Genomic DNA, 24,407 nt, shown 5'->3' with positions numbered 1-24,407 from the left:
CTAGAGAAAGAGTCCGATGGCCGAGTTCGCCCTTCCCGCCAATTCCAAGATCGGTGCCGGCAAGTCCTGGCCCAAGCCGGCCGCTGCGAAGAACACCAAGACCTTCCGGGTCTACCGCTGGAATCCGGACGACGGCGAGAACCCGCGCATCGACACCTTTGAGGTCGACCTCGACAGCTGCGGCCCGATGGTTCTGGACGCGCTCATCAAGATCAAGAACGAGATCGACCCGACGCTGACCTTCCGCCGCTCCTGCCGCGAGGGTGTCTGCGGCTCCTGCGCCATGAACATCGACGGCACCAACACCCTGGCCTGCACCAAGTATGTCAGCGACATGGAAGGCGAGGTGAAGATCTATCCGCTGCCGCACATGCCGGTGGTGAAGGACCTGGTGCCGGACCTGACGCAGATCTACGCGCAGTACGCCTCCATCGAGCCCTGGCTGAAGGCCGACACCCCGGCGCCGGAACGCGAACGCCCGCAGAGCCCGGAGGAGCGCGAGAAGCTGGACGGCCTGTGGGAGTGCATCCTCTGCTTCTGCTGCTCGACCTCCTGTCCCAGCTACTGGTGGAACGGCGACCGCTATCTCGGCCCGGCCATCCTGCTGCAGGCCTACCGCTGGATCGCCGACAGCCGCGACGAGGCGACCGGCGAGCGGCTCGACCAGCTGGAAGACCCCTTCCGGCTGTACCGCTGCCACACCATCATGAACTGCACCAAGACCTGCCCGAAGAGCCTCAATCCGGCCAAAGCCATCGCCGAGATCAAGAAGCTCATGGTCGAGCGCAAGGGCTGACCTCCCCTTACCCGCACTGCCCTGGCGTTGGCCGCCGCGGCGTTCTATCTCTAGGGGCATGGTGCTTCGAACTGTCCTCGCCGTCGTGCTGGCCGGGGCGGCGGGCGTGCTGGCCAACGCCGCGGCCGCCGCGCTCTTCGTCAACCCGATGCTGTGGCAGCTCGCCGGGACACCCAACCGCTACCTCATCGGCATCGCCTTGGCGGTGCTGGTCCCGCTGCTCTACCGCGTGAGGCCTGGCGCCTGGGGGGCGGGCGTGGCGCTGCTGCTGCTCACGCTGCTGCCCAGCCTCGCCACCAAGCTGGCGCTGGGCGCCGTCATCGCCTGGCCGACCCTGCTGGCGCTGAACTTCACCTATGCCCTGGCGGTGCTGGTGGTCTACCGCGTGGTGGCGGGAACGCGCTAGTGGTCCGTCCGGCAGGACGCAGACTGGCTCTTTCGCGGAACCGCCCGGCCGCCTAGGGTCCGCTGCCGCCTTCATTCTTCGTGAGTTTTTGCCATGTATGTGCCCGAGGCTTTCCGCCTGGACGACCGCGACGCCGTGGCCGAGGTCATGCGCGCCTTCGACTTCGCCCTGCTGGTGACCGCGACTTGTGATACGTCCGGGGGCGGCGTGCCGCAGGCCAGCCACCTGCCGTTCCTCTACGATCCGGATGCGGGCCCCAACGGCACGCTGCACGCCCACATGGCGCGCGCCAACCCGCAGTGGCAGGATTTCGCCATCCTGGCCGAGCGCGGGCAGGAGGCGCTGGTGATCTTCCAGGGCCCGCACAGCTATATCTCGCCGACGTGGTACGGCGCGGGGTCGCCCAACGTGCCGACCTGGAACTACCTCGCCGTGCACGCCTACGGCGTGCCGCGGGTGATCGAGGATGCGGTGGCAAAGCGCGCGCTGCTGGATCGGCTGGTGGCGGTGCAGGAATCCGGACTCGAGCCGGCGTGGTCGACCGCCGGGCTCACCGAGAAATACATGGAAGGCATGCTGCGCGGCCTCGTCGCTTTCGAGATTCCGGTCACGCGGCTGGAAGCCAAGGCCAAGCTCAGCCAGAATAAGGCGCGGGCGCAGTTCGCCGCCGCCACGGCGGTGGTGGAGACGGCGGCGGACCCGCTGGCGCGGGCCACCGGCCAGTGGATGCGCCGGGTGCTGGAGCAACAGCCATAGCGGAAGCGACGTGAAGCAGGCGCCGGAAGAAAGAGCCCAGAACCCGATCGGTGCGAAACCCCGCCTCTCCGGCGGCACGCGCTTCTGGCTCGGCTTCACCCTGCTGCTGGCCGCGGCGGCGGTCTGGACGGCGTTCTGGCCGGCAGAACCGCCCGCGGCGCAGCAGGCGGCGACGGAGAACACGGCAGCATTCGATCTGCCCGACTTCGACCTGCAGGGTCACCGCGGCGCCCGCGGCCTGATGCCGGAGAACTCGCTGCCGGCCTTCGAGAAGGCGCTGGCGCTCGGCGTCACCACCCTGGAACTCGACACCGTGCTGACCGCCGACGGCGTCGTGGTGGTGCATCATGACCGCCGCCTGGCGCCGCAGCGCACCCGCGACGCCGCAGGGGCGTGGCTCGCGGAGGACGCGCCGCCGGCCGTGCTCGACCTCACCGAGGCAGATCTCGCCGGCTACGACATCGGCCGCGCCCGGCCCGGCAGCCGGGTGGCCCAGAGCTTTCCGGACCAGCCGGGACTGGACGGTGTCGCCATCCCGAGCCTGGCGGCGGTGCTGGCGCGCGCCGAGGCGCTGTCCGGCGGCGCCATCCGCTACAACATCGAGACCAAGATCGCGCCGGACTCACCCGAGGACTCGGCCGATCCGCAGGCCTTCGCCACGGCGCTGGTCGCCGTTATCACTGAAGCCGGTGTCGCTGACCGCGCGGCGGTGCAGTCGTTCGACTGGCGCAGCCTCCAGATCGTGCAGCGCCTGGCGCCGGAGATCGCCACGGTCTACCTGACGGCGGAGCAGGACTGGCTCGACAATCTCGGGCGCGGCGATCCGCAGCCGTCGCCCTGGATCGGCGGCCTGGCCATCGACTGGGCGCAGCTGTCCCTGCCGCAGGCCATCCACCGCGCCGGCGGCGCCGTCTGGTCGCCCTACTACCGCGACCTCACCGAGGCGGACCTCGCAGAAGCGCAGCATCTGGGTCTGCGCGTGGTGCCCTGGACGGTGAACGATCCCGCCGACATGGCCTCGCTCGTCGACCTCGGCGTCGATGGCATCATCACCGACTACCCCGACCGTGCCCGCCGCGTTCTGGCCGAAAAGGGCCTGCCACTACCACCCCCTTTCCCTGGCGATTGAATCGGCCGGCGAGTAAGCTGGCCGCGCAATCGAGCTTAAGTTGTTGAGTTGCTGGGGAGAGGGGGGACAACGTGGGCCCGAAGCGCGTCTTGCTGACCGGCGCCAACGGATTCATCGGCGCCCATCTCACCGCCGCGCTGCTGGCCGCCGGTCATGACGTGGTCGCGGCGGTGCGCCAGCCGGCGGCCATGGCCGCGCGCTTTCCCGATGCCGAGGCGATCCGCGCGGACATGAACCAGGACGTCACCGCGGCGGCCTGGCTGCCGCGCCTGGATGGCATCGACGCGGTGATCAACTGCGCCGGCGTCTTGCAGGGCGGGCACGGCCAGGACATGGCGGCGATCCACTACCGCGCGCCGGCGGCGCTGTTCGATGCCTGCCGCGAGGCGGGGGTGAAGCGCGTCATCCAGATTTCCGCCATCAGCGCCGACGATGCCGCCGGCACCGAGTACGCGCGCACCAAGAAGCTGGCCGACGACCACCTGAAGGGGCTCGACCTCGACTGGACCGTGCTGCGTCCCTCGTTGATCTACGGCGAGGGCGCCTACGGCGGCACCGCCATGCTGCGCGCACTGGCGGTTTTTCCCTACGTGACGCCGCTGGTCGGCAAGGGTGGCCAGCCCTTTCGCCCACTGCACGTGGAGGACCTGGCGGAAACCGTGGTGCGCTGCCTGGAGCGCCCGGACCTCGTCCGCCGCGTGCTGGAGCCGGTCGGCCCGGCGCTGGAGACGGTGAAGTCGATCATCGCCCAGTACCGCGCCTGGCTCGGCCGCCCGCCGGCCCGGCCGCTGCACCTGCCGATGGGGCTGGTCCGCTTCGCCTGCCGGATCGGCGACCTCTTCGGGCGCGGGCCGCTCACCACCACGGCGCTGAAGCAGATCGAGTACGGCAACGCCGGCCACGAGTCCGGTTTCATCGCCACCATCGGTTTCCAGCCGATGCGCCTGGCCAGGCGCCTGCAACTGAGGCCCGCTCAGCCGCAGGACCTATGGCACGCGCGGTTCTACCTGCTGCGCCCTCTGGTGCGCGGCGTGCTCGTGCTGCTGTGGCTGGTATCGGGCCTGCTGGGGCTGGCGACGCTCGACAGCTTCGCGGTGCCGCACTTGGCCGCCGCCGGCCTCCCCGCCGGGCTTGCCTGGGCCGTCGGCGCCGCGGGCTCGCTGCTCGACCTCGTCATCGCCGGGCTCCTGGCGCTAAACTGGTGCCCGCGCGCGCTCGGTCTGCTGCAGCTCGGCGTCATTGCCGCTTACAGTGTGTTCCTGACCGTGATCGAACCGTCGCTGTGGGCCGACCCCTTCGGCCCGCTGTTGAAGAACCTGCCCATTCTGGTGCTCGTGCTGGTGCAGATGGTGCTGTCGGAAGAGCGTTGATGGACACCTACCTGCTGGCCCGCCTGCTGCACATCGCCAGCGCGCTGCTGCTGTTCGGCACCGGTCTCGGCACCGCTTTCCAAATGTATCTCGCCTGCCGCAGCGGCGAGGTTCCGGCCATCGCCCGTGTCGCGCGGCAGGTGGTGCAGGCCGATTGGCTGATCACGTCGCCGACGGCGGTCATCCAGCCGGTGACCGGCTTGTGGCTCGTGCATCTCGCCGGGTACGACTTCACCGCGCCCTGGCTGGTGCTGAGCTACATCCTCTACGCCCTGGCGGGGGCCGCCTGGCTGGTCGTGGTGGTGCTGCAGAAGGACATGGCGCGCCTCGCCGCGCTGGCGGCACGCGCCGGCACGGCGCTGCCGGAGGATTTCCGTCACCGCTTCCAGCTCTGGACGCAGCTCGGCTGGCTCGGTTTCCTCAGCGTTGGCGGGATCATCGTGCTGATGGTGACGAAGCCCGGCTATTGAGAGATTCAGCCCAGCTTGATGTCGCCGTCGATGTCGTGGCTGAGGCCGAGGCCCTCGATGGTCAGCACCGCCTTCACCTTCAGAGTCTCGGAGCCCTTCAGCTTGCCGCTGTCGAGGGCGTCGCGCACCGCGGTTTCGATCTCGCGCTGGGAGGTCACGCCGACCTTCTTCAGGAACTTGCGCAGTTCCATGTTGAAGATTTCTTCGTCCATCCGTCGTCTCCTCATATCGGGGGTTGGACCTCTAGATAGCGGCGCGCGCGGCGGTTGGAAAGGGCTTCCATTTTTCTGTGTGATTTCGGCGCCCTACTTGCCAAAGCAAGGCGCCTGCGGAATGCTGGGGCGATCGCGAGGGCCCGCAAGAGGTCCCGAACAGAGGAAGGAGCGCCGCCCGATGAGACTCACGCCCGAACAGCTCGAAGAATTCGACCGCGAAGGTTACCTCTTCCTGCCCAGCGTATTCTCGCCCGAGGAAACCCGCCTGCTGCGCGAGGAGGCCGAGCGCGTCTACGCGCTGGACCGCGAGGAGGTCTGGCGTGAAAGCTCCGGCGCGCCGCGCACCGCCTTCGCCGCGCATACCTACAGCGAACCCTTCCGCCGCCTCGGCCGGCATCCGCGCCTCATTGAGCCGGTGATGCAGCTGCTGGACGGCCCGATCTACATGCACCAGTACAAGGTGAACGCCAAGGCGGCCTTCGACGGCGAGGTCTGGCAGTGGCATCAGGATTACGGCACCTGGGCGCGCGACGACGAGATGCCGGAGCCGCGCGCCATGAACATCTCGGTCTTCCTCGACGAGGTGACGGCGGTGAACGGGCCGCTGATGTTCATCCCGCGCAGCCACAAGCAGGGCGTGCAGGACGCCGGCCATGACCTGGAGACGACCTCCTATCCGCTGTGGACGCTGGACCGCGCGACGGTGAAGCGTCTCGCCGAAGAAGGCGGCATCGTCGCACCGACCGGCCCGGCCGGCTCGATGCTGATGTTCCACGGCACCCTCGTGCATGCCAGCCCGCCCAACATCAGTCCCTGGGGCCGCACCATCGTCTATCTGAGCCTGTGCCACGTCGACAACCATATCCGCCGCTTCAAGCGGCCGGAATGGGTGGCGCATCGCGATTTCACGCCGATCGAGCCGCTGGCCGACGACTGCCTCAGCGAACTGGCGGCCGGCCAAAAGTCCGCGGGCCAGGCAGCGGAGTAGGAAACGTCCATGAACCTTCATCACCTGTTGCAGCAGCGCGCCGCGGCGCATCGCCCGATCCGCATCGCCCTCATCGGCGCCGGCAAGTTCGGCTCCATGTTCCTGGCCCAGGCGCGCCTCACGCCCGGCTTCCACGTGGCCATCGTCGCCGACCTGAATGTCGCCAAGGCGCGCGAATCGCTGAAGACGACGGGCTGGGCGGCGGAGCAGTTTGCCGCGCGCGATCTCGGCCAGGCGCTGAAGTCCGGCGCGACCTGGGTGACCGACGACAGTGCGGCGATCTTCGCGGCGCCGGAGATCGAGGTGGTGATCGACGCCACCGGCCATCCGCCCGCCGGCATCCGCCACGCGCGCGCGGCGCGCCGCAGCGGCAAGCACATGGTGATGGTGAACGTCGAGGCCGACGCGCTGGCCGGCCCCCTGCTGGCGGCGGAAGCGGCGGAGGCGGGCACGGTCTACAGCCTCGCCTACGGCGACCAGCCGGCGCTGATTGCCGAGATGGTCGACTGGGCGCGCGCCTGCGGCTTCCCGGTGGTCGCCGCCGGCAAGGGCACCAAGTATCTGCCGAGCTATCATGACCTCACGCCCGACGATGTGTGGAACCACTACGGCATCTCCGCCGAGGAAGCGGCGGCCGGCGGCATGAATGCGCAGATGTTCAACTCCTTCATGGACGGCACCAAGTCGGCGATCGAAATGGCCGCGGTCGCCAATGCCTGCGACCTGGCGCCGGCAGCGGGCGGGCTGGCCTTTCCGCCGGTCGGCTGCGATGACCTCGCCGAGGTGCTGAAGCCCAAGGCGGACGGCGGCGTGCTGGAACGCAAGGGCCAGGTCGAGGTGATCTCCAGCCTGCAGCGCGACGGCAGCCCGGTCGAACGCGACCTGCGCTGGGGCGTCTATGTCGTCTTCGAGGCGCCGAGCGACTACGCCAAGCGCTGCTTCAAGGAGTACGGCCTCGCCACCGACGCGAGCGGCCGCTATGCGGCGATGTACAAGCCCTACCATCTGATCGGCCTGGAGCTCGGCATCTCGGTGGCCCACGCGGCGCTCAACGGCCAGCCGACCGGGACCGCGCGCGGCTGGCGCGGCGACGTGGTGGCGACCGCCAAGCGCGACCTCAAGGCGGGCGAGACGCTGGACGGCGAGGGCGGCTACACGGTGTGGGGCAAGCTCTCCTCGGCGGCGGACTCCCTGGCGGCCGGTGCCCTGCCGCTCGGCCTCGCCCAGGGCGTGAAGCTCACCCGCGCGGTCGCCAAGGGTCAGAGCCTGGCCTGGGACGACGTGGATTGGGGCGAAGGGGAGGCGGACGCCGCCAACGACACCGTGACGGCGCGGCGCGAGATGGAGCGGCGCTTCGCCGCCGTGGTCGAGCAGGCGGCGGAATAGGGACGCCGGCGGCCGCGTTCCGCTTTTCTCTTCTTTTCCCGCATCTTGTGGCAAAACCCACCGCGGCTCTGTGGCGAACAAGGGACACTGGTCCCTGTCCGGAACCATCCGAACAGCCCCGGTGTTGGCCTATCGTCCATCCACCTTCACCCTGGGGGCGAAGACAAGGAGCCGCAAGCCATGCGTACCATCGACCTGTCCTCGGAAAAGCCCTCGACGCGTCAAAGCGATCGCCACCGGGGGGTTGAGTTCCTGGTGACCCTGGCGAGCGCGGCGGCCCTGCTGGCCGCTGCAGCAATCGGTGCCCAGCCGGCTAACGCGCAGGCCGCGTCCCAGTGCGGCGCCCGCGAGGCGGTGCTCGACCGCCTGTCGTCCAAGTATGATGAGGAACCGGTGAGCATCGGCGTCACCGCGACCGGCAGCCTTCTGGAAGTGCTGGCCAGCCCGGAAGGGACCTGGACCATCATCATCACCGTCCCCAACGGACCGACCTGCCTGGTCAGCTCCGGCGACGGCTGGCACAACGCCCCGGTCCAGATCGCCCAGGAACCCAACGTCTAGAAATCCCACCCGCCCGCCAGGAACGCGCCTCACGCAGCGGTGTCGAAGGCGACGACGGAACGCGCGAGGCCGGCGAAGAGATCAAGCATGACGCTGCGCCAGGCGCGCAGGGCGCTGTCCTCGGCAGCGAGAATGTCGCGATCGCAGACCGAGCGCGCCCACTGGAACTCGCCGAAGGCGAGGTAGTCGGCATAGCCGGGTTTTTCCCCGCACAGGAACGAGGTCTCCGCCAGCCGCTGACGCAGCGGCTCCAACTGCGGCTGCAGCGCCTCCATGTAGACCGGCCGGCGCGCGGCCAACTGTTCCACGGTGAGGCCGAAGCGTGCCTCGCGGGTCTGGCGGTAGTAGGCGCGGTCCTCCGGACAGGCGACCGCCAGCAGATAGGGAATGAGAATCGGGCCCAATGCCTTCTGCAGGCCCTGGTCGATGCAGTGGTTGAAGACCCGCGTCACCGCCCGCCCGCCGGGCCCGCCAAAGAGGCTGGGCGCCTCGGGATAGGCGTCCTCCAGATGGCAGGCAATGCCCCAGCTGTCGTGAATCACCTTATCGCCATCCACCAGCACCGGGACCTTGGCCTGGCCGCTGAAGGCGACCTTGTCGCCCTCGGTGAACCTGATCGCGCGGATCTCCGGGGCAAGACCCTTGTGGGCAAGGGCCATGCGCGCGCGCCAGCAGTAGGGGCTGGGACGGCGGTCGTCGGCACAGAGCCGTTCGTAGAGAACCAGGGCCATGAGCGGATTCCCCAAGGCATATGATCGCGGCGCCATGGTGGCCGAGGCGGCGGCGTCTGCCAAGGCGCCCAGAAGGGGAAATTGTCGGAAGACAAAGCGTTTGTTGTCGCCCGCACGGCGGCCGCGCTATGCTCGCCGTCGCCCGCGGCGGTTTCTGCCGCGTCCGACCCCATCTCTGATCAGCTTCCCGGACCTTTGCCGAAGGCGCGCCCTCTGCCATGCGCAACGCCCCTCTTTTCAATCTCGGCCTCTATGCCGCCACGGTGCTGTTCTGGGGTACCACCTGGATCGCCATGAAGTACCAGGTCGGCGTGGTGGCGCCGGAGCTGTCGGTCGCCTACCGCTTCACCCTCGCCGCCGCCGTCGTCTTCCTCTGGGCGCTGGCCGCACGCCAGCGTCTCGCCTTCGACGGTCGCGTCCACCTGCTGCTGGCGGTGATGGGCCTGTGCATGTTCTCCTTCAACTTCTACTTCTTCTACCGCGCCGCCGCGTTCATGACCTCCGGCCTGCTGGCGGTGGTGTTCTCCATGACCGTGGTGCTGAACATCCTCAACGGCTGGATCTTCCTCGGCCGCCGCGCGGCGCCGCGCACCCTGGTCGCCGCGGCGCTGGGATTGGCCGGCATCGCCGCGCTGTTCTGGCCAGAGATCGAGCGCTTCGACCTGGCGGATGACGGTGCCCGCGGTCTGCTGCTGTCGCTCGCCGGCACGCTGTGCTTCTCGCTCGGCAACATCGCCTCGGCGCGTGCCCAGATGCGGGGCCTGCCGGTGCTGTCCTGCAACGCCTGGGGCATGACCTACGGCGCCGTCGCCATGTACGGCGTGGCCTTCCTGAGCGGTGCCCCTTTCGTCTTCGAGGCTACGCTCAGCTACAGCACTGCGCTGCTCTACCTGGCGCTCTGCGGCTCGGTGCTCGCTTTCGGTGCCTATCTCACCCTGCTGGGGCGCATCGGCGCCGACCGCGCCGGCTACGTCACGGTGCTGTTCCCGCTGGTCGCCCTGGCGATCTCTACCGTGGTTGAGGACTATCACTGGTCGCCGCTGGCGCTGGCCGGGGTGGGGCTGGTGCTGGCCGGCAATCTGCTGGTGCTGCTGCGCCCGCGGGCGGCGCCGCAGGTGGCAGCGGAATAGGGAAGGGGAAAGTTCATGACGGGAACCCTGCTGGTCACCGGCGCGAGCCGCGGCATCGGCGCGGCGGTGGCGCGTCTCGGTGCCGCCGCCGGCTACACGGTCTGCGTGAACTACCGCAGCGGCGCGGCGGCCGCCGAGGCAGTGGTCGGCGAGATCGAGAATGCCGGCGGCCGCGCGCGGGCGGTGCAGGCCGACGTCGGCTGCGAAGAGGACGTGGAACGGCTTTTCGCGACCATCGACGCCGAACTGCCACCGCTCAGCGGACTGGTGAACAATGCCGGCGTCTGCGGCCAGGTGAGCCGGCTGGAAGAGGCTTCCACCGAGACGCTGCGCGGCGTGCTCGATCTCAACCTGCTGGGCCTCATGTGGTGCTGCCAGGCCGCGGTGCGCCGCATGGCGCGGCGCTACGGCGGCCGGGGCGGCGCCATCGTCAATCTCTCCTCGGGTGCCGCGAGCATCGGCAGTCCGGGCGAATACGTCTGGTACGCCGCCTCCAAAGGTGCCGTCGACAGCCTGACCCTCGGCCTTGCCAAGGAGAATGCCGGCGAGGGCATCCGCGTGAACGCGGTGGCGCCGGGCTTCGTGCGCACGGAGATCCACGCCGCCTCCGGCATGCCGGACCGCCTGGAGAAGGTGGCGCCGACCATGCCGATCGGCCGCGCGGCCGAGCCGGAGGAGATCGCCGAGGCGGTGCTCTGGCTGCTGAGCGACAAGGCCTCCTACACCACCGGCGCCGTGCTGCGCGTCGCCGGGGGCCGCTGAGGCGGCCCTTTCCGCGCCCCTTTCACTCCGGGCTGCTTTGCCGTAAACAACCGCGCCATGGGGCTGGACACGGAAACAGAAGAAGGCGAGCCGGCAGGACCGCTGGCGGCCTACCGGGCGCTGCGGCGCGGGGGCAACCTGCGTCACGACGCCGGCCAGCTGCTGGCTGCGGAGAAGCTGCAGTCGCTGCACAACGCGCTGCGCGGCTACAGCCCGGTGGGAAGCGGCGGCTGGAAGGCGCGCCTCGGTCTCGGCCGCCGCAAGGCCGAGCCGCCGCAGGGCCTCTACCTCTTTGGCAGCGTCGGCACCGGCAAGTCGATGCTGATGGACCTCTTCTTCAAGACCGCGCCGGTCGACAGGAAGCGCCGCGTCCACTTCCACGCCTTCATGCAGGAGGTGCAGGAGCGCCTGCACGCCTGGCGCCAGGACCCTGCCAACAAGGGCAAGGCCGATCCGCTGCCGGTGATCGCCGGGGAACTGGCCGAGGAGGCCTGGCTGCTCTGCTTCGACGAGTTCCACGTGGTCAACATCGCGGATGCGATGATCCTCGCCCGCCTCTTCGAGACATTGTTCGCGACGGGCGTGGTGGTGGTCGCGACCTCCAACTGGCCGCCGGACCGGCTCTATGAGGGCGGCCTGCAGCGCGAGCAGTTCCTGCCCTTCATCGCACTGGTGAAGGAGCGCCTCGACGTCCTGGAACTGGACAGCGGCGTCGACTACCGCCAGCAGCGCATCAAGGACATCACCGTCTATCACGCGCCCCTGGGACCGCGCGCGGAGGCGGCGCTCGACAAGGCCTTCGCCGAACTGACCGAGGGCCTCGCCCCGCGGCCCGACAGCGTGGTCTACAAGGGCCGCGAGATCCCGGTGCCGCTGACCGCCGGCGGGGTCGCGCGCTTTTCCTTCGCCGCGCTCTGCGAACAGCCGCTCGGCCCCGGCGACTACCTGGCCATCGCCGGGCTCTACCACACGGTGATTCTCTCCGGCGTGCCGGCACTCTCCGCCGAGAAGCGCAACGAGGCGCGCCGCTTCATGACCCTGATCGACGCGCTCTACGAGCACCGGGTGAAGCTGGTGGTTTCGGCCGCCGCGCCGCCCGAGCGGCTGTATCCCTCTGGCGACGGGGCCGTTGAGTTCCAGCGCACGGTCAGCCGCCTGCAGGAGATGCGCTCGGCCGACTACATCGCCAAGGCGCACATGACGTGACTGCAGGCTGTAAGTATAGCCGGCCTGTGAACGATTTCGCCGCCGTGGCGCCTTGCTACTGCTGCTGAATCGCGCTAGGAAACGCGGCATTGTCGCAGTGCAGCGTCCGCGGACGCCCGGCGGCATCCGAAGGCCCCGGGGAGGCCCCCCGGCATGTCCAAATGTGACCGCACACACCGATTGGGGAATCAACGGAAATGGCTCGCAACAAGATCGCGCTGGTCGGCGCCGGCAACATCGGCGGCACCCTGGCGCTGCTCGCCGGCTTGAAGGAACTGGGCGACGTCGTCCTCTTCGACATCGTCGACGGTGTGCCCCAGGGCAAGGCGCTGGATCTCGCCCAGTCGACTCCGGTCGAGGGCTACGACGCCAAGTTCGCCGGCGCCAGCGACTACAAGGCGATCAAGGGCGCCGACGTGGTCATCGTCACCGCCGGCGTCGCCCGCAAGCCCGGCATGAGCCGCGACGACCTGCTGGCCATCAACATCAAGGTGATGAACGCGGTCGGCGAGGGCATCAAGAAGAACTGCCCCAATGCCTTCGTCATCTGCATCACCAATCCGCTGGACGCCATGGTCTGGGTGCTGCAGCAGGCCAGCGGCCTGCCGCCCCACAAGGTGGTCGGCATGGCCGGCGTGCTGGACTCGGCGCGCTTCCGTTACTTCCTGGCCGATGAAATGAGCGTCTCGGTAGAAGACGTCAGCGCTTTCGTTCTGGGCGGCCACGGCGACACCATGGTGCCGATGGTGCGCTATTCCACCGTCGCCGGCATCCCGCTGCCGGATCTCATCAAGATGGGCTGGCTGAAGAAGGACCGCCTGGACCAGATCGTCCAGCGCACCCGCGACGGCGGCGCCGAGATCGTCGGCCTCCTGAAGACCGGCTCGGCCTTCTACGCGCCGGCCTCCTCGGCCATCCTCATGGCCGAGTCCTACCTGAAGGACAAGAAGCGGGTGCTGCCCTGCGCGGCTTACCTGACCGGCCAGTACGGTGTGAAGGACATGTATGTCGGCGTGCCGGCGGTGCTGGGCGCCAAGGGCGTCGAGCGCATCGTCGAGCTGGAACTGACCAAGAGCGAGAAGTCCATGCTCGCAAAGTCGGTTGGCGCCGTCGCCGGGCTGGTCGAGACCTGCAAGGGCATGATGAAGAACGAGGCGGACGCCAAGAAGTCGTCAACTAAAAAGACCACTTCGAAAGCAGCCAAGAAGAAGTAAGCAGGAAAGTGGCGGAACGGCTGGACTGGATTGAAATAAAGCCCAGAATTGGGCCGATTTTTGGACCGAAAACAGCCGATTTTCAAGCTTTCGCCAGGTTGCGCTGAAGGTATGGAGTGTTAAGGTATCGCGGGTCCCGGACACTGCTGGAGCGCAGCGATCCCCGGCGGTTTTCGCCGGTTCCCTGGGGCGATCCCCTGGGACCGGCGGCGACATCGGCGATTGCGAGGCGACGGTGCGGGCTTTGCGCAAATACACGGCATTACAATTACGTGGAAATAATTGGTGGGAATGCCCTGTCCGGTATGCCTGATCTTCTCCAACCAAACTGAAGCGACGGTCAATGAACATCCATGAGTATCAGGCCAAGAGCCTGCTGGCGAAGTTTGGCGTAGCAGTGCCCCGGGGGGCGGTTGCCTATACGCCTGAGGAGGCCGAGAGCGCGGCGCGCGATCTGGGCGGGCCCGTCTGGGTCGTGAAATCGCAAATCCATGCGGGCGGCCGCGGCGCCGGGCGCTTCCAGGACGACCCCGACGGCAAGGGCGGCGTGCGCGTCGTGAAGTCGGTCGACGAGGTCAAGGCCAACGCCGGCCAGATGCTCGGACACGTGCTGGTGACCAAGCAGACCGGCCCGGCGGGCAAGGAGGTCAAGCGCCTCTACATCGAGGAAGGCTGCGACATCGCGCGCGAGCTCTACCTCGGCATGCTGATCGACCGGGCGACCAGCCGGGTCACCCTGATGGCCTCGACCGAGGGCGGCATGGAGATCGAGGAGGTCGCCGCCGAGCACCCCGAGAAGATCCTGAAGCTGGCCATCGACCCGGCCGTCGGCTTCATGCCCTTCCACGGCCGCAAGATCGCCTTCGGCCTGGGCCTGGAAGGCAAGCAGGTCGGCGCGGCGGTGAAGTTCATGACCGCCATGTACAATGCCTTCCTGTCGCTCGACGCTTCGATCGTGGAGATCAACCCGCTGGTGGTCACCGGCGGCGGCGAGGTCATCGCGCTCGACGCCAAGATGAACTTCGACGACAACGCCCTCTTCCGTCACAAGGACGTGGCCGAGATGCGCGATGAAGACGAAGAAGACGCCATGGAACTCGAGGCCGCCAAGCACGAGTTGAACTACATCAAGCTCGACGGCCAGGTCGGCTGCATGGTCAACGGCGCCGGCCTCGCCATGGCGACCATGGACATCATCAAGCTCTACGGCAGCGAGCCGGCCAACTTCCTCGACGTTGGCGGCGGCGCGACCAAGGAGCGCGTGACCGCAGCGTTCAAGATCATCCTTTCCGATCCCAACGTGGAAGGCATCCTGGTCAACATCTTCGGCGGCATCATGCGATGCGACGTGATCGCCGAGGGTGTCGTGGCCGCCGCCCGCGAGGTGAAGCTGCACGTGCCCCTGGTGGTGCGTCTGGAAGGAACGAACGTGGAATTGGGCAAGAAGATCCTGGCCGAATCCGGCCTGCCGATCATCTCTGCCGACAACCTGGCCGACGCCGCCGAGAAGGTGGTCAAGGCCGTGCGGGAGGCTGCCTGATGTCTGTGCTGGTCAATAAGAACACCAAGGTCATCTGCCAGGGCTTCACCGGCGCGCAGGGCACCTTCCACTCCGAGCAGGCGATCGCCTACGGCACCAAGATGGTCGGCGGCGTGACGCCGGGCAAGGGTGGCACCACCCATCTGGACCTGCCGGTCTTCGACACGGTGGCGGACGCGGTCGCCAAGACCGGCGCCAACGCCAGCGTCATCTACGTGCCGCCCCCCTTTGCGGCCGACGCCATCCTGGAGGCCATCGACGCCGAGGTGGGCCTGATCGTCTGCATCACCGAGGGCATTCCGGTGCTGGACATGGTGAAGGTGAAGCGCGCGCTGGGCGGCTCCAAGTCCCGCCTCATCGGGCCGAACTGCCCGGGCATCATCACCCCGGACGAGTGCAAGATCGGCATCATGCCGGGTCACATCCACTCGGCCGGCAAGATCGGGGTTGTCTCGCGTTCGGGCACACTTACCTATGAGGCCGTGGCCCAGACCACGGCAGCCGGCCTGGGTCAGACGACTTGCATCGGCATCGGGGGCGACCCGGTGAACGGCACCAATTTCATCGACTGCCTCGAGGCCTTCCTTGCCGATCCCAAGACCGAAGGTATTATCATGATTGGGGAAATCGGCGGGACCGCCGAGGAGGAAGCGGCTGAGTTCTACCGGGCGTCAAAGGTTAAGAAACCTATCTGTGGTTTCATCGCCGGCGTCACGGCGCCTCCGGGCCGCCGCATGGGCCATGCCGGGGCGATCATCGCCGGCGGCAAGGGCGGTGCCGGCGACAAGATCGAGGCGTTGAAATCGGCCGGCTTCCTGATGGCGGATTCGCCGGCCAGTCTGGGTTCGACCATGCTGCAAGCCATGGGTGGCTAGCGGCGCTAAACGCGGAAGGCGGCCTGGGGTCGGGGTTGCCCGGCCCGGGCCGGGAAAGACCATGACGATCTATTCGGAATCCCAAGCGTCGATGCTTGCGGGTCTCTACCACAAGTTCACCCAGGATCCTGGGTCTTTGGACGAGCAGTGGAGAGGCTTCTTCGCCGACCTGGATGACGAAGCCAGATCCGTGATCGAGAAACTGAACGGCGGCGCCCCTGGCGCCGCCGCTGCCGTTGCGGCGGTCGCTCCGGCGGCGGCCTATGCGGCGGGCGCCGCCGGGCGGGCCGACGTGAACGATGCCTCGGTCAGGGCCGCGACCCTCGATTCCATCCGCGCGCTCATGCTGATCCGCGCCTACCGCGTGCGCGGCCACCTGGAAGCCAACCTAGATCCTCTCGGCCTGAAGCCGGTGGAGCCGCACCCGGAGCTCGATCCGCGCAGCTACGGCTTCACCGACGCCGACATGGACCGGCCGATCTTCATCGACAACGTGCTGGGCCTGGAGACGGCGTCGCTGCGCAAGATCGTCGAGGTCGTGCGCGCCACCTACTGCGGCTCGATCGGCGTCGAGTTCATGCACATCCAGGATCCGGCCCAGAAGGCCTGGATCCAGGAGCGCATCGAATCGATCCGCAACCAGCCGGACTTCACCGTGAACGGCAAGCGCGCCATCCTGGAGCGCCTGACCGCGGCGGAGACCTTCGAGCAGTTCCTCAACAAGAAGTACACCGGCACCAAGCGCTTCGGCCTGGACGGCGGTGAGGCGATGATCCCGGCGCTGGAGCAGATCCTCAAGCGCGGCGGCCAGCTGGGTCTGAAAGAGGTCGTCATCGGCATGCCGCACCGCGGCCGCCTGAACGTGCTGGCCAACTTCATGAGCAAGCCCTTCGCGGCGATCTTCTCGGAGTTCGAGGGCGGCGCCGCCCATCCGGAGGACGTCGGCGGGTCCGGCGACGTGAAGTACCACCTCGGCACCTCGTCGGACCGCGAGTTCGACGGCAACAGCATCCACCTGTCGCTGACCGCCAATCCCTCGCACCTGGAAGCGGTGAATCCAGTTGTGGTCGGCAAGGTGCGCGCCAAGCAGGAGCAGGGCAAGTACAAGGACCGCAGCGAGGTCATGGCCCTGCTGATGCACGGCGATGCGGCCTTCGCGGGCCAGGGCCTGGTGCCGGAGACCCTCGACCTCTCGGAGCTGAAGGGCTACCGCATCGGCGGCACCATTCATTTCATCGTGAACAACCAGATCGGCTTCACAACCAACCCGATCAACTCGCGCTCCGGCCCCTATTGCTCGGACGTCGCCAAGATCATCCAGGCGCCGATCTTCCACGTGAACGGCGACGACCCCGAGGCGGTGACCCATGTGGCGCGCATCGCCACCGAGTTCCGCCAGACGTTCCACAAGGACGTCGTGGTCGACATGTTCTGCTATCGCCGCTTCGGCCACAACGAGGGCGACGAGCCGGCCTTCACCCAGCCGCTGATGTACAAGGCGATCGGCAAGCACCCGACGGTGCGCCAGATCTACGCCGAAAAGCTGGTCGCGGAGAACACCTGCACCCAGGGCGAGGTCGAGAGTCTGCTGCAGGAATGGAACGACCGCCTGGAAGAGGACTTCCAGACCGCCAAGGCCTACAAGCCCAACAAGGCCGACTGGCTGGAAGGTGCCTGGTCGGGCCTCGCCGTCGCGCGCGGCTACGACCCGCGCCGCGGCAAGACGGCGGTGGCGATGGAGACCCTGAAGGAAGTCGGCATGGCGCTGACCAAGGTGCCGGGGGACTTCGATCTGAACCGCAAGATCGCGCGCCAGCTGGACGCCAAGCGCAAGATGATGGAGACCGGCAAGGATATCGACTGGGCGATGGCGGAGGCCCTGGCCTTCGGTACCCTGCTGGTCGAAGGCCATCCGGTGCGCCTGTCCGGCCAGGACAGCAACCGCGGCACCTTCTCGCACCGCCACGCCGCGCTGATCGACCAGCAGACCGAGGAGACCTACAAGCCGCTGGCCCACATCCGCGACGACCAGGCCCGCCTGGAAATCGTCGACTCGCCGCTCAGCGAGCTGGCGGTGCTGGGATTCGAATACGGCTACTCGCTGGCCGAGCCGCGCGCGCTGGTTGTCTGGGAGGCGCAGTTCGGCGACTTCGCCAACGGCGCCCAGGTCATGATCGACCAATTCATCGCCTCGGGCGAATCCAAGTGGCTGCGCCTCTCCGGCGTGGTCATGCTGCTGCCGCACGGCTACGAAGGGCAGGGACCCGAGCACTCCTCGGCGCGCATCGAGCGCTACCTGCAGCTCTGTGCCGAGGACAACCTGCAGGTCGTCAACTGCACGACGCCGGCGAACTTCTTCCACGTGCTGCGGCGCCAGCTGCACCGCGAGTTCCGCAAGCCGCTGATCGTCTTCACGCCGAAGTCGCTGCTGCGCCACAAGGCCTGCGTCTCGGACCTGGAGTCCTTTGGCCCGGGCAGCTGCTTCCACCGTGTGCTCTACTGCGACAACGTGCCGAGCGAGCCCAAGGACGCCAAGCAGGTGGTGCTGTGTTCCGGCAAGGTCTACTACGACCTGCTGGAGGAGCGCGAGAAGCGCGGCATCAAGGACATCCACTTCCTGCGCCTGGAGCAGCTCTATCCTTTCCCGGTGGACGCCCTGTCGCACGAGCTGGAAGCCTACAAACATTGCGATCTGGTGTGGTGCCAGGAAGAACCCCGCAACATGGGGCCCTGGGCCTTTGTGTCGACCTTCATCGAGGAGGTCGCCGAGAGCATCGGCTTCGACAAGCCGCGGCCGCGCTACGCCGGCCGGCCGTCGTCCGCCTCGCCGGCCACCGGCTCGCACAAGCGCCACGTCGAAGAGCAGGCCGCCCTGCTCGACGACGCCCTCACCCTGGGCAAGAAGCGCATGGGCCGCATCGAATCGCGCAAGGTGCAGACCGAAGCGCGGCAGCGGACCACAAGCAAGGGGCAGGCCGCGGAGTAACGCCGCGCCGGTTCCTCAAGTTCGGCCAAGTGAGGTTGGCGAGTGACGTTGGAAGGAGCGCCCTTTTGATGGGAGCGCCCGCAAGAGTGAGAGAGTAATGGCAACAGATATTGTGGTGCCCACCCTGGGCGAGTCGGTCAGCGAGGCGACGGTCGCCCAATGGCTGAAGCAGCCCGGCGACGCCGTCGCCGTCGACGAGCCGGTGGTCGAGCTGGAAACCGACAAGGTCACGCTGGAGGTCAATGCCTCGGTCGCCGGCGTGCTGTCGGAGGTCGTCGCCGCCGAGGGCGAGAACGTCGAGGTCGGTGCCATCCTGGGCCGCATCGGCGAAGGCGAAGGCGCCGCGCCGGCCCCCAAGGAAGCGCCCAAGGCGGCGAAGCAGGAAGCCCCCAAGGCCGAAGCCCCCAAGGCCGAAGCCGCCAAAACGGAGACTCCCGCCGAAGCTCCGAAAGCGGCCGCCGCTGGCGGCAGCGGCTCGGGCGGCAACGGATCCGGCGGCAACGGCGCCAGCGTCGAGATCACCGTGCCGACGCTGGGCGAATCGGTCAGCGAGGCCACGGTCGCCAAGTGGCTGAAGCAGCCGGGTGAGGCCGTCGGCGCCGACGAGCCGGTGGTCGAGCTGGAAACCGACAAGGTCACGCTGGAAGTCAACGCCCCCGCCGCCGGCACGCTTACCTCCATCGCCGCCGAGGAAGGTGCCACCGTCGAGGTCGGCGCGCTGCTCGGCGTGTTCTCGGCCGGCGCCTCGGGCAGCGCGCCCGCGGCCCAGGCGGAAACTCCCAAGGCAGAAGCCCCCAAGCAGGAGTCTGCCGGGGCCGAGGCGCCGAAGGCGGCTGCCGCCGCCGCGGCTGCACCTGCGGGGGATGGCGCCAAGAAACTGGACCCCGCCGCCGCCCCGCGCACCGGCGGCAAGATCACCAAGGCCGACCTCATGGCCTTCCTGGAAAGCGCGGCCGTGGGCGATCTCGGCCCGGCGGTGCGCAAGCTGATCGAGGAGAAGCAGCTCGACCCGGCGGTCATCCCGGCGAGCGGCAAAGACGGCCGCCTCACCAAGGAAGACGTGCTGAACTTCGTGGAAGGCAAGACCAAGCCGCTGGCCGCCCCGGCCAAGCCGGCGGCACCGGCCGCGTCCGCCTCGCCTGCGGGGGCACCCTCAAGCGCCTCCTCGGGCGGCAAGCGCGAAGAGCGCGTGCGCCTGACCAAGCTGCGCCAGACCATCGCGCGCCGCCTGAAGGAAGCGCAGAACACCGCGGCCATGCTCACCACGTTCAACGAGTGCGACATGAGCGCGGTGATGGCCCTGCGTAGCCAGTACAAGGACGCCTTCGAAAAGAAGCACGGCGTGAAGCTCGGCTTCTCGTCGTTCTTCACCAAGGCGGTGGTCGGCGCGCTGCAGGAGGTGCCGGCAGTCAACGCGCGCATCGACGGCGACGAGATCGTTTACGCCCACTACTACGACATCGGCATGGCGGTCTCGACGCCGAATGGCCTGATGGTCCCGGTGATGCGCGACTGCGACAAGAAATCCTTCGCCGAGATCGAGAAGGCGCTGGGTGATCTGGCCAAGAAGGGCCGCGACGGCAAGATCTCCATGGACGAGATGCAGGGCGGCACCTTCACCATCACCAACGGCGGCGTGTTTGGCTCGATGATGTCGACGCCGATCCTCAACATGCCGCAGTCGGCGATCCTCGGCCTGCACAAGATCCAGGAACGGCCCGTCGCCATCAATGGGCAGGTCGAGATCCGGCCGATGATGTACCTGGCGCTGTCCTACGACCACCGCATCATCGATGGCCGTGAGGCCGTCACCTTCCTGGTGCGCGTGAAGGAAGCCATCGAGGATCCGCAGCGCCTGCTGATTGGCATGTAATGAGCGAGGAAGAGGGTCTCGGCGGTTCGGAAGGCAGGCGCCTCACGCGCCTGCTGGACCGCCACGGTCAGGCCGACTACGAGCTCGACCTCAGCGGCCTCGACTTCGACCATGCCGCCGCCTCGGTCGACCGCATGGTCGAGCGCCAGCGCTTTCGCGACGTCGGCCGCTCGGTGCTGGTGCGCATCGACCCGGCGACTCCCGACAGCGGCGAGACCCTGTTCGGACGCCTCGGGCGCCACCTGCTGGACCTGAAGCGGCGCGGCCTCGTCGCCACCCTGGCGCCACTCGACCCGCGCTATGGCGCCGGTTTCAATCTCACCCTGCCGGCTGGCAGGGAGCCGGCGGCAGGGGAGAGTCTCGACGGCCTGCTGCCCGATGACGACGAGACGCCGGTCTAGCATCTCGCGGCCGATCCGCTTCAACGCTTTCCGGTCAGCGCTTCCCGGTCAGCGCTCCGGCATGCCGGCCTTGCGCATGCCTTCCATGTAGTGCGGCTGGCTGGCCTGTAGCGAAGGCGGCATGCCCTGGCGCAGCTTCTCTATGGTCATCCCCGGATTGTGGCGCAGGAACTCGGCCAGCGCGGCGGCCGCCTTCTCCTTGTTGCCGGCCTGCGCGTGGTAGGAGGCCAGCATCCGATAGGCCCAGGTGACACCGGGTCCGCTATTGAGGCCCTTCTCCACCAGCTCGATCGCGCCGGCGAAGTCACACAGCTCGCCGTGGGCGACGGCCATGCCGAAATAGATGTTGAAGGTGAAGGGATCGAAGGGGCTGAGGGCGAGCGCGCGTTCGAAGCAGGGGATCGCTTCCTTCATCTGTGCATTCAGCGTTCTCAACCAGCCTGCGCGCATCCAGCCCCAAGCGTTGTTCGGGTCGATGGCAAGCGCGCGGTCGATAAACGTGGCCGCGCGTGCCTGATCGGTGGTGCAGAGACTGTAGGCGGCGCCGATGGCGGTCAGCGCGGTGGCATGATCGTGGACCAGCTGGGCCGCGCGGTCGGCGCCGGCGATCGCCTTTACACGCTCGGCCGCAGGATCCGCGGCCCAGAGATAGGCGGTCTCCTGAGCGTGCGCCCAGGCCTTGAAGGCGAGGGCGACGCCGTAGTCGGGGTCCTGCGCCAGTGCCTGGTCGAACAATGCCAGGGCCTTTTCATTGTCCACCTTCCGGTGCGCCCAGAAGTGCGGCAGGGCGCGCAGGGTCAGGTCGTAGGCCCGCAGGTTCTCGGGCGGCTTGCCACGGGCCCGCTCGATCTCCGACGCGCGGATGCTGGGGTTGATGGCGCCGGCCACCTGGGAGGCGATGCGGTCCTGCAGGTCGAAGAGGCCGCTGCTGGCGTCCTCGAAGCGGTCCGACCACAGCTGGCGGCCGGTTTCGGTCTCGACCAGCTGCACGGTGATGCGCACGCGCTGGCCGCCGCGCCTTACCGTCCCCTCGACGGCATAGGCGACGCCGAGGTCGCGGCCGACCTCGCGCACGTCGACGAAGCGGCCCTTGTAGGCATAGGCCGACTGCCTTGCGATGACGAAGAAGTCGCGGATGCGCGACAGGGCGGCGGTGATCTCCTCGACCACGCCGTCGGCGAAGAAATCGTCCTGCTGGCCGCCCAGATCGTCGAAGGGCATGACCACCACGCTGGGCTGGCCCTGGGAGCGCTGCGGCAGGGCGGCCGGCTTCGCCAAGGGCGGGTCGCTTGCCGGGGCGGGTGCCGCCGGGGCGGATGCTGCCGCGGCGGTGCCCAGCAGTTCGGCGGTGCGCGCCTCCGGCGCCGCGCCGAGTTCGCGTTGCACCGCCTCGGTGCAGCGCTCGAACTGGCGCCGGGCGGCATTGGGCTGGCCCTCGGCAAGGCGCAGGCGGATGAGGGCGCGGTGCGCCGGCTCCGCCGCCGGGTCGCCGGCCAGCAGACGGTTGGCCAGGGCCTCGCAGGCGGCGCGGCCCGCCGCGTCGGCGCTGTCCGCTTCGCTCAGGGCCTCGACCAGGGCAAGGGCCTGGTGACGCAGGCGCTCGCGGTGGGCGGCGACCAGGGCGGCCAGAGGCTCCGGCATCGCCATGCCCTCCAGCAGCTCCCCGGCATAGAGGTCCGCCGCCTGCCGGCGCCCGGCCGCACTGTCCGACACGTTCAGGATCTCGAAGGCGTGGAGGTCGATTCCGCTGCCGGCGCCGGCCAGGCGGATGCTGTCCTGCTCGCTCTCCAGAATGGCCCCTTCCAGCACCGCCGGCAGGACCTTGCGGATGGCGGTCAGCGCCTGGCGCAGGCTCGACTTGCCCTGGCCGTCGCCGCGGTCGGGCCAGATCAGTTCGACCAGGGCCTCGCGGCTGGCCCCCTTGTCGCCCAGCAGCGCCAGGGCGGCGAGCACCAGGGCGGTCTTGCGGGTCGGCAGCGAGACGGCCGCGCCGGCGGAGTCGGCGATGGTCAGTCCGCCGAGGAGGGTGAGGGGCATGGCTGTCGGCCTTTTGGTCGGCAAAGCGGCACTTTCGGGCCGATTTTACGCAGATTTTACGCTCGGAGGCAGCGATTTCATCGCGATTTCGCGCTGCCCAGCCCCCGCGTGAAACGCCTGGGTCGGAAAGTGAGTACATCAAGACACCAGGGGAAGACAGGGGCCCGGCGGCCCGTCCCCCCCGAAGCGGAGTAAGAGCCATGACCACCAGCGCGATCCAGCACAGCACCCGGGCCTTCAGCCTTGGAACCACCGCCACCCAGGGCGCGCTGCGCGCCGTCTTTGCGTGGTACCGGCGCCAGGAGAGCCGCCGCCAGCTCGAGAGCCTGACCCTGGAGCAGCTGCGCGATATCGGCATCGACGCCGACGTGATCTCCCGCGGCCACGAGATTCCCGGCGATCCCTGGCTGATGAGCCGCCTCATGTCGCTGCGCTAATGCAAACCTCAGCCGCCCCCGCCCATGCCGTTGCGGCGGGCGAGGGCGGCCTGCAGCCGCTCCACCGCCGCGACGATCTCCTCCTCGCTCAGCGCCATCGCCGCCTCGCGCACCGTCACTTCGAAGCGGACATCGCCCTCGGCTGACGGTGCCAGGGGCTCGTCGAAAAGCCAGAAGCCGGCTTCGGCGGCGACGTCGAGGGCCGCCGCCATGAGATCGCCCTTCCCGTCCAGGGTTACCTGAAAGGCATTGGCCTGCGGCGGATCGGGCGTGATGGTCACGCCGGGCAGCGCGGCCAGGGCGGCGGCGATGGCCTTCGCCTTCTCATGGTAGAGCGGCATGCGCGCCAGGCGCCGGTCCAGCCCCTGTTGCGCCGAGGCGATGTAGGGAAAGAGCCGGCGCAGGCGGCCGCCGCAGCGGCGCTGCCACAGGCGGACCTCCTCGACCAGGTCTTCAGGCCCTGCCAAGGCGCCGCCGGCAAGGCCGCCGAGACCCTTGTAGAAGGAGACGTAGAGCGAGTCGAAGGGCGCGGCGATCTCGGCGTGGCTCTTGCCGTAGTAGGGCTGGATCTCCCAGATCCGCGCGGCATCGGCGTGGAGGGCGATCCGGCGTTCCCGGCACAGCGCGGCGAAGGCTTCCACCTCCGGCCAGCCGGGCAGCTGGCAGCCGATGTTGCGCAGCGGCAGTTCCAGGGTGACGGCACCCAAGGGCTCGCCGGCCATTGCCAGGTCGGCGCTCAGCGGCAGGCGCCCGGCCTCGCCCAGCCAGACCGACTGCAGGCCGAAGACCTCGCGGTAGGCGTCGGCCTCGTCGGCGGCGATGTGGCAGTCGGGGTGCAGGGCGATACTGCGGCAGCCGGCGCGGTCGGCCCAGGCGCGCAGGGCCGCGTTCTGCAGCATCTTGCCGCTGGGCCCGAAGACGGCGGCGGGCTTGCCCAGCAGCTCGGCGATGCGCTGTTCGAAATCCTCGAGGAGGACGCCGCCGCCGTAGTGATCGGCTACCGTGCCGTCCGGCAGGAAGTCCGCCAGTTCGGTCAGGGTCTGCTTCGGGTCCGGCGGCGGATCCAGCGAGAGGAAGCGCGTGCAGGCGCGGTAGAGGCTCTTTTTGCTGCGCGTTTCACTCATGCCGCCATCCTTCG

At 68.5% G+C, this 24,407-nt stretch carries 23 protein-coding genes and 1 pseudogene; 20 read left to right on the top strand and 4 right to left on the bottom strand.

Features of this window, described 5'->3' with window-relative positions; genetic code table 11:
• Positions 1-16: 16 nt before the first annotated feature.
• The 6 genes from WDC82_RS04450 to WDC82_RS04425 all read left to right on the top strand — a co-directional run bounded on the left by WDC82_RS04450 (position 17) and on the right by WDC82_RS04425 (position 4,927).
• Positions 17-796 carry a succinate dehydrogenase iron-sulfur subunit gene (locus WDC82_RS04450; protein WP_340116050.1) on the top strand — a complete coding sequence of 260 codons (780 nt, stop codon included), beginning with the start codon at positions 17-19 and terminating at the stop codon, positions 794-796.
• A 58-nt stretch (positions 797-854) separates the two neighbouring features.
• Positions 855-1,202: a hypothetical protein gene (locus WDC82_RS04445; RefSeq protein WP_340116049.1), complete on the top strand. Its 348-nt coding sequence runs from the start codon at positions 855-857 to the stop codon at positions 1,200-1,202.
• A 93-nt stretch (positions 1,203-1,295) separates the two neighbouring features.
• Positions 1,296-1,958 carry an FMN-binding negative transcriptional regulator gene (locus WDC82_RS04440; RefSeq protein ID WP_340116048.1) on the top strand — a complete coding sequence of 221 codons (663 nt, stop codon included), beginning with the start codon at positions 1,296-1,298 and terminating at the stop codon, positions 1,956-1,958.
• Between the two features lie 10 nt (positions 1,959-1,968).
• Positions 1,969-3,087, top strand: coding sequence for a glycerophosphodiester phosphodiesterase (locus WDC82_RS04435; RefSeq protein WP_340116047.1), 1,119 nt, complete (start codon positions 1,969-1,971; stop codon positions 3,085-3,087).
• 71 nt (positions 3,088-3,158) lie between these two features.
• Positions 3,159-4,457: an SDR family oxidoreductase gene (locus WDC82_RS04430; protein ID WP_340116046.1), complete on the top strand. Its 1,299-nt coding sequence runs from the start codon at positions 3,159-3,161 to the stop codon at positions 4,455-4,457.
• Positions 4,457-4,927: a DUF2269 domain-containing protein gene (locus tag WDC82_RS04425; protein ID WP_340116045.1), complete on the top strand. Its 471-nt coding sequence runs from the start codon at positions 4,457-4,459 to the stop codon at positions 4,925-4,927. Before WDC82_RS04430 ends, WDC82_RS04425 begins: the two co-directional genes overlap by 1 nt.
• A gap of 5 nt (positions 4,928-4,932) precedes the next feature.
• On the opposite strand, the gene WDC82_RS04420 is transcribed toward WDC82_RS04425, so the two are convergent.
• Entirely contained in the window at positions 4,933-5,139 is a 207-nt protein-coding gene (locus WDC82_RS04420; RefSeq protein WP_340116044.1) for a DUF6494 family protein, read from the bottom strand.
• A gap of 181 nt (positions 5,140-5,320) precedes the next feature.
• On the opposite strand from WDC82_RS04420, the gene WDC82_RS04415 reads away from it, so the two are divergent.
• The 3 genes from WDC82_RS04415 (at position 5,321) to WDC82_RS04405 (ending at position 8,077) form a co-directional block, all read left to right on the top strand.
• On the top strand, positions 5,321-6,130 hold the full coding sequence (locus tag WDC82_RS04415) for a phytanoyl-CoA dioxygenase family protein (protein ID WP_340116043.1): 810 nt from the start codon (positions 5,321-5,323) through the stop codon (positions 6,128-6,130).
• 9 nt (positions 6,131-6,139) lie between these two features.
• Complete coding sequence (locus WDC82_RS04410; RefSeq protein ID WP_340116042.1) at positions 6,140-7,516, top strand: SAF domain-containing protein; 1,377 nt, start codon at positions 6,140-6,142, stop codon at positions 7,514-7,516.
• Between the two features lie 180 nt (positions 7,517-7,696).
• Positions 7,697-8,077 (top strand): hypothetical protein, encoded by a 381-nt coding sequence (locus tag WDC82_RS04405; RefSeq protein WP_340116041.1) that lies wholly within the window; start codon positions 7,697-7,699, stop codon positions 8,075-8,077.
• Positions 8,078-8,106: 29 nt separating this feature from the next.
• Here the strand turns inward: WDC82_RS04405 and WDC82_RS04400 are convergent, their stop codons facing one another.
• A complete protein-coding gene (locus WDC82_RS04400; protein ID WP_340116040.1) occupies positions 8,107-8,808 on the bottom strand; it encodes a glutathione S-transferase N-terminal domain-containing protein in 702 nt (233 codons plus the stop codon).
• 218 nt (positions 8,809-9,026) lie between these two features.
• On the opposite strand from WDC82_RS04400, the gene WDC82_RS04395 reads away from it, so the two are divergent.
• The 10 genes and pseudogenes from WDC82_RS04395 (at position 9,027) to WDC82_RS04355 (ending at position 20,795) form a co-directional block, all read left to right on the top strand.
• Positions 9,027-9,938, top strand: a complete 912-nt coding sequence (locus WDC82_RS04395) for a DMT family transporter (RefSeq protein WP_340116039.1) — start codon at positions 9,027-9,029, stop codon at positions 9,936-9,938.
• A 15-nt stretch (positions 9,939-9,953) separates the two neighbouring features.
• Positions 9,954-10,700, top strand: a complete 747-nt coding sequence (locus WDC82_RS04390) for an SDR family oxidoreductase (protein WP_340116038.1) — start codon at positions 9,954-9,956, stop codon at positions 10,698-10,700.
• A gap of 57 nt (positions 10,701-10,757) precedes the next feature.
• Positions 10,758-11,906, top strand: coding sequence for a cell division protein ZapE (gene zapE / locus WDC82_RS04385; protein ID WP_340116037.1), 1,149 nt, complete (start codon positions 10,758-10,760; stop codon positions 11,904-11,906).
• Between the two features lie 197 nt (positions 11,907-12,103).
• A complete protein-coding gene (gene mdh / locus WDC82_RS04380) occupies positions 12,104-13,120 on the top strand; it encodes a malate dehydrogenase (protein ID WP_340116036.1) in 1,017 nt (338 codons plus the stop codon).
• Between the two features lie 343 nt (positions 13,121-13,463).
• Positions 13,464-14,660 carry an ADP-forming succinate--CoA ligase subunit beta gene (gene sucC / locus WDC82_RS04375; protein ID WP_340116035.1) on the top strand — a complete coding sequence of 399 codons (1,197 nt, stop codon included), beginning with the start codon at positions 13,464-13,466 and terminating at the stop codon, positions 14,658-14,660.
• Entirely contained in the window at positions 14,660-15,535 is an 876-nt protein-coding gene (sucD, locus tag WDC82_RS04370; protein ID WP_340116034.1) for a succinate--CoA ligase subunit alpha, read from the top strand. Before sucC ends, sucD begins: the two co-directional genes overlap by 1 nt.
• Positions 15,536-15,596: 61 nt before the next feature.
• Entirely contained in the window at positions 15,597-18,521 is a 2,925-nt protein-coding gene (locus WDC82_RS04365; RefSeq protein WP_340116033.1) for a 2-oxoglutarate dehydrogenase E1 component, read from the top strand.
• Between the two features lie 97 nt (positions 18,522-18,618).
• Positions 18,619-18,834 (top strand): annotated as a pseudogene (locus tag WDC82_RS25185) (biotin/lipoyl-containing protein); the annotation flags it as partial.
• A 204-nt stretch (positions 18,835-19,038) separates the two neighbouring features.
• Positions 19,039-20,394 (top strand): 2-oxoglutarate dehydrogenase complex dihydrolipoyllysine-residue succinyltransferase, encoded by a 1,356-nt coding sequence (gene odhB, locus WDC82_RS04360; protein WP_367576126.1) that lies wholly within the window; start codon positions 19,039-19,041, stop codon positions 20,392-20,394.
• On the top strand, positions 20,394-20,795 hold the full coding sequence (locus WDC82_RS04355) for a hypothetical protein (protein WP_340116031.1): 402 nt from the start codon (positions 20,394-20,396) through the stop codon (positions 20,793-20,795). Before odhB ends, WDC82_RS04355 begins: the two co-directional genes overlap by 1 nt.
• A 48-nt stretch (positions 20,796-20,843) precedes the next feature.
• Here WDC82_RS04355 and WDC82_RS04350 read toward each other — a convergent pair whose 3' ends face one another.
• Positions 20,844-22,832, bottom strand: coding sequence for a BTAD domain-containing putative transcriptional regulator (locus WDC82_RS04350; RefSeq protein ID WP_340116030.1), 1,989 nt, complete (start codon positions 22,830-22,832; stop codon positions 20,844-20,846).
• Between the two features lie 200 nt (positions 22,833-23,032).
• On the opposite strand from WDC82_RS04350, the gene WDC82_RS04345 reads away from it, so the two are divergent.
• Positions 23,033-23,269 carry a DUF1127 domain-containing protein gene (locus WDC82_RS04345; protein ID WP_340116029.1) on the top strand — a complete coding sequence of 79 codons (237 nt, stop codon included), beginning with the start codon at positions 23,033-23,035 and terminating at the stop codon, positions 23,267-23,269.
• A gap of 8 nt (positions 23,270-23,277) precedes the next feature.
• On the opposite strand, the gene WDC82_RS04340 is transcribed toward WDC82_RS04345, so the two are convergent.
• Positions 23,278-24,393, bottom strand: coding sequence for a beta-eliminating lyase-related protein (locus tag WDC82_RS04340; protein ID WP_340116028.1), 1,116 nt, complete (start codon positions 24,391-24,393; stop codon positions 23,278-23,280).
• Positions 24,394-24,407: the final 14 nt, after the last annotated feature.

This window comes from Pelagibius sp. 7325, assembly GCF_037652055.1.
Lineage (GTDB): Bacteria > Pseudomonadota > Alphaproteobacteria > Kiloniellales > Kiloniellaceae > Pelagibius.
This window is presented reverse-complemented; position numbering and strand designations above follow the sequence as displayed.

Bases quoted from the DNA above. Each gene is read 5' to 3' on its own strand.
- WDC82_RS04445 (WP_340116049.1), top strand. From the start codon at position 855: ATGGTGCTTCGAACTGTCCTCGCCGTCGTGCTGGCCGGGGCGGCGGGC.
- WDC82_RS04400 (WP_340116040.1), bottom strand. From the start codon at position 8,808: ATGGCCCTGGTTCTCTACGAACGGCTCTGTGCCGACGACCGCCGTCCC.
- WDC82_RS04420 (WP_340116044.1), bottom strand. From the start codon at position 5,139: ATGGACGAAGAAATCTTCAACATGGAACTGCGCAAGTTCCTGAAGAAG.
- WDC82_RS04340 (WP_340116028.1), bottom strand. From the start codon at position 24,393: ATGAGTGAAACGCGCAGCAAAAAGAGCCTCTACCGCGCCTGCACGCGC.
- sucC (WP_340116035.1), top strand. From the start codon at position 13,464: ATGAACATCCATGAGTATCAGGCCAAGAGCCTGCTGGCGAAGTTTGGC.
- WDC82_RS04350 (WP_340116030.1), bottom strand. From the start codon at position 22,832: ATGCCCCTCACCCTCCTCGGCGGACTGACCATCGCCGACTCCGCCGGC.
- WDC82_RS04425 (WP_340116045.1), top strand. From the start codon at position 4,457: ATGGACACCTACCTGCTGGCCCGCCTGCTGCACATCGCCAGCGCGCTG.
- WDC82_RS04405 (WP_340116041.1), top strand. From the start codon at position 7,697: ATGCGTACCATCGACCTGTCCTCGGAAAAGCCCTCGACGCGTCAAAGC.
- WDC82_RS04440 (WP_340116048.1), top strand. From the start codon at position 1,296: ATGTATGTGCCCGAGGCTTTCCGCCTGGACGACCGCGACGCCGTGGCC.
- WDC82_RS04395 (WP_340116039.1), top strand. From the start codon at position 9,027: ATGCGCAACGCCCCTCTTTTCAATCTCGGCCTCTATGCCGCCACGGTG.
- WDC82_RS04390 (WP_340116038.1), top strand. From the start codon at position 9,954: ATGACGGGAACCCTGCTGGTCACCGGCGCGAGCCGCGGCATCGGCGCG.
- WDC82_RS04365 (WP_340116033.1), top strand. From the start codon at position 15,597: ATGACGATCTATTCGGAATCCCAAGCGTCGATGCTTGCGGGTCTCTAC.
- WDC82_RS04410 (WP_340116042.1), top strand. From the start codon at position 6,140: ATGAACCTTCATCACCTGTTGCAGCAGCGCGCCGCGGCGCATCGCCCG.
- WDC82_RS04415 (WP_340116043.1), top strand. From the start codon at position 5,321: ATGAGACTCACGCCCGAACAGCTCGAAGAATTCGACCGCGAAGGTTAC.
- WDC82_RS04355 (WP_340116031.1), top strand. From the start codon at position 20,394: ATGAGCGAGGAAGAGGGTCTCGGCGGTTCGGAAGGCAGGCGCCTCACG.
- zapE (WP_340116037.1), top strand. From the start codon at position 10,758: ATGGGGCTGGACACGGAAACAGAAGAAGGCGAGCCGGCAGGACCGCTG.
- WDC82_RS04450 (WP_340116050.1), top strand. From the start codon at position 17: ATGGCCGAGTTCGCCCTTCCCGCCAATTCCAAGATCGGTGCCGGCAAG.
- sucD (WP_340116034.1), top strand. From the start codon at position 14,660: ATGTCTGTGCTGGTCAATAAGAACACCAAGGTCATCTGCCAGGGCTTC.
- WDC82_RS04345 (WP_340116029.1), top strand. From the start codon at position 23,033: ATGACCACCAGCGCGATCCAGCACAGCACCCGGGCCTTCAGCCTTGGA.
- mdh (WP_340116036.1), top strand. From the start codon at position 12,104: ATGGCTCGCAACAAGATCGCGCTGGTCGGCGCCGGCAACATCGGCGGC.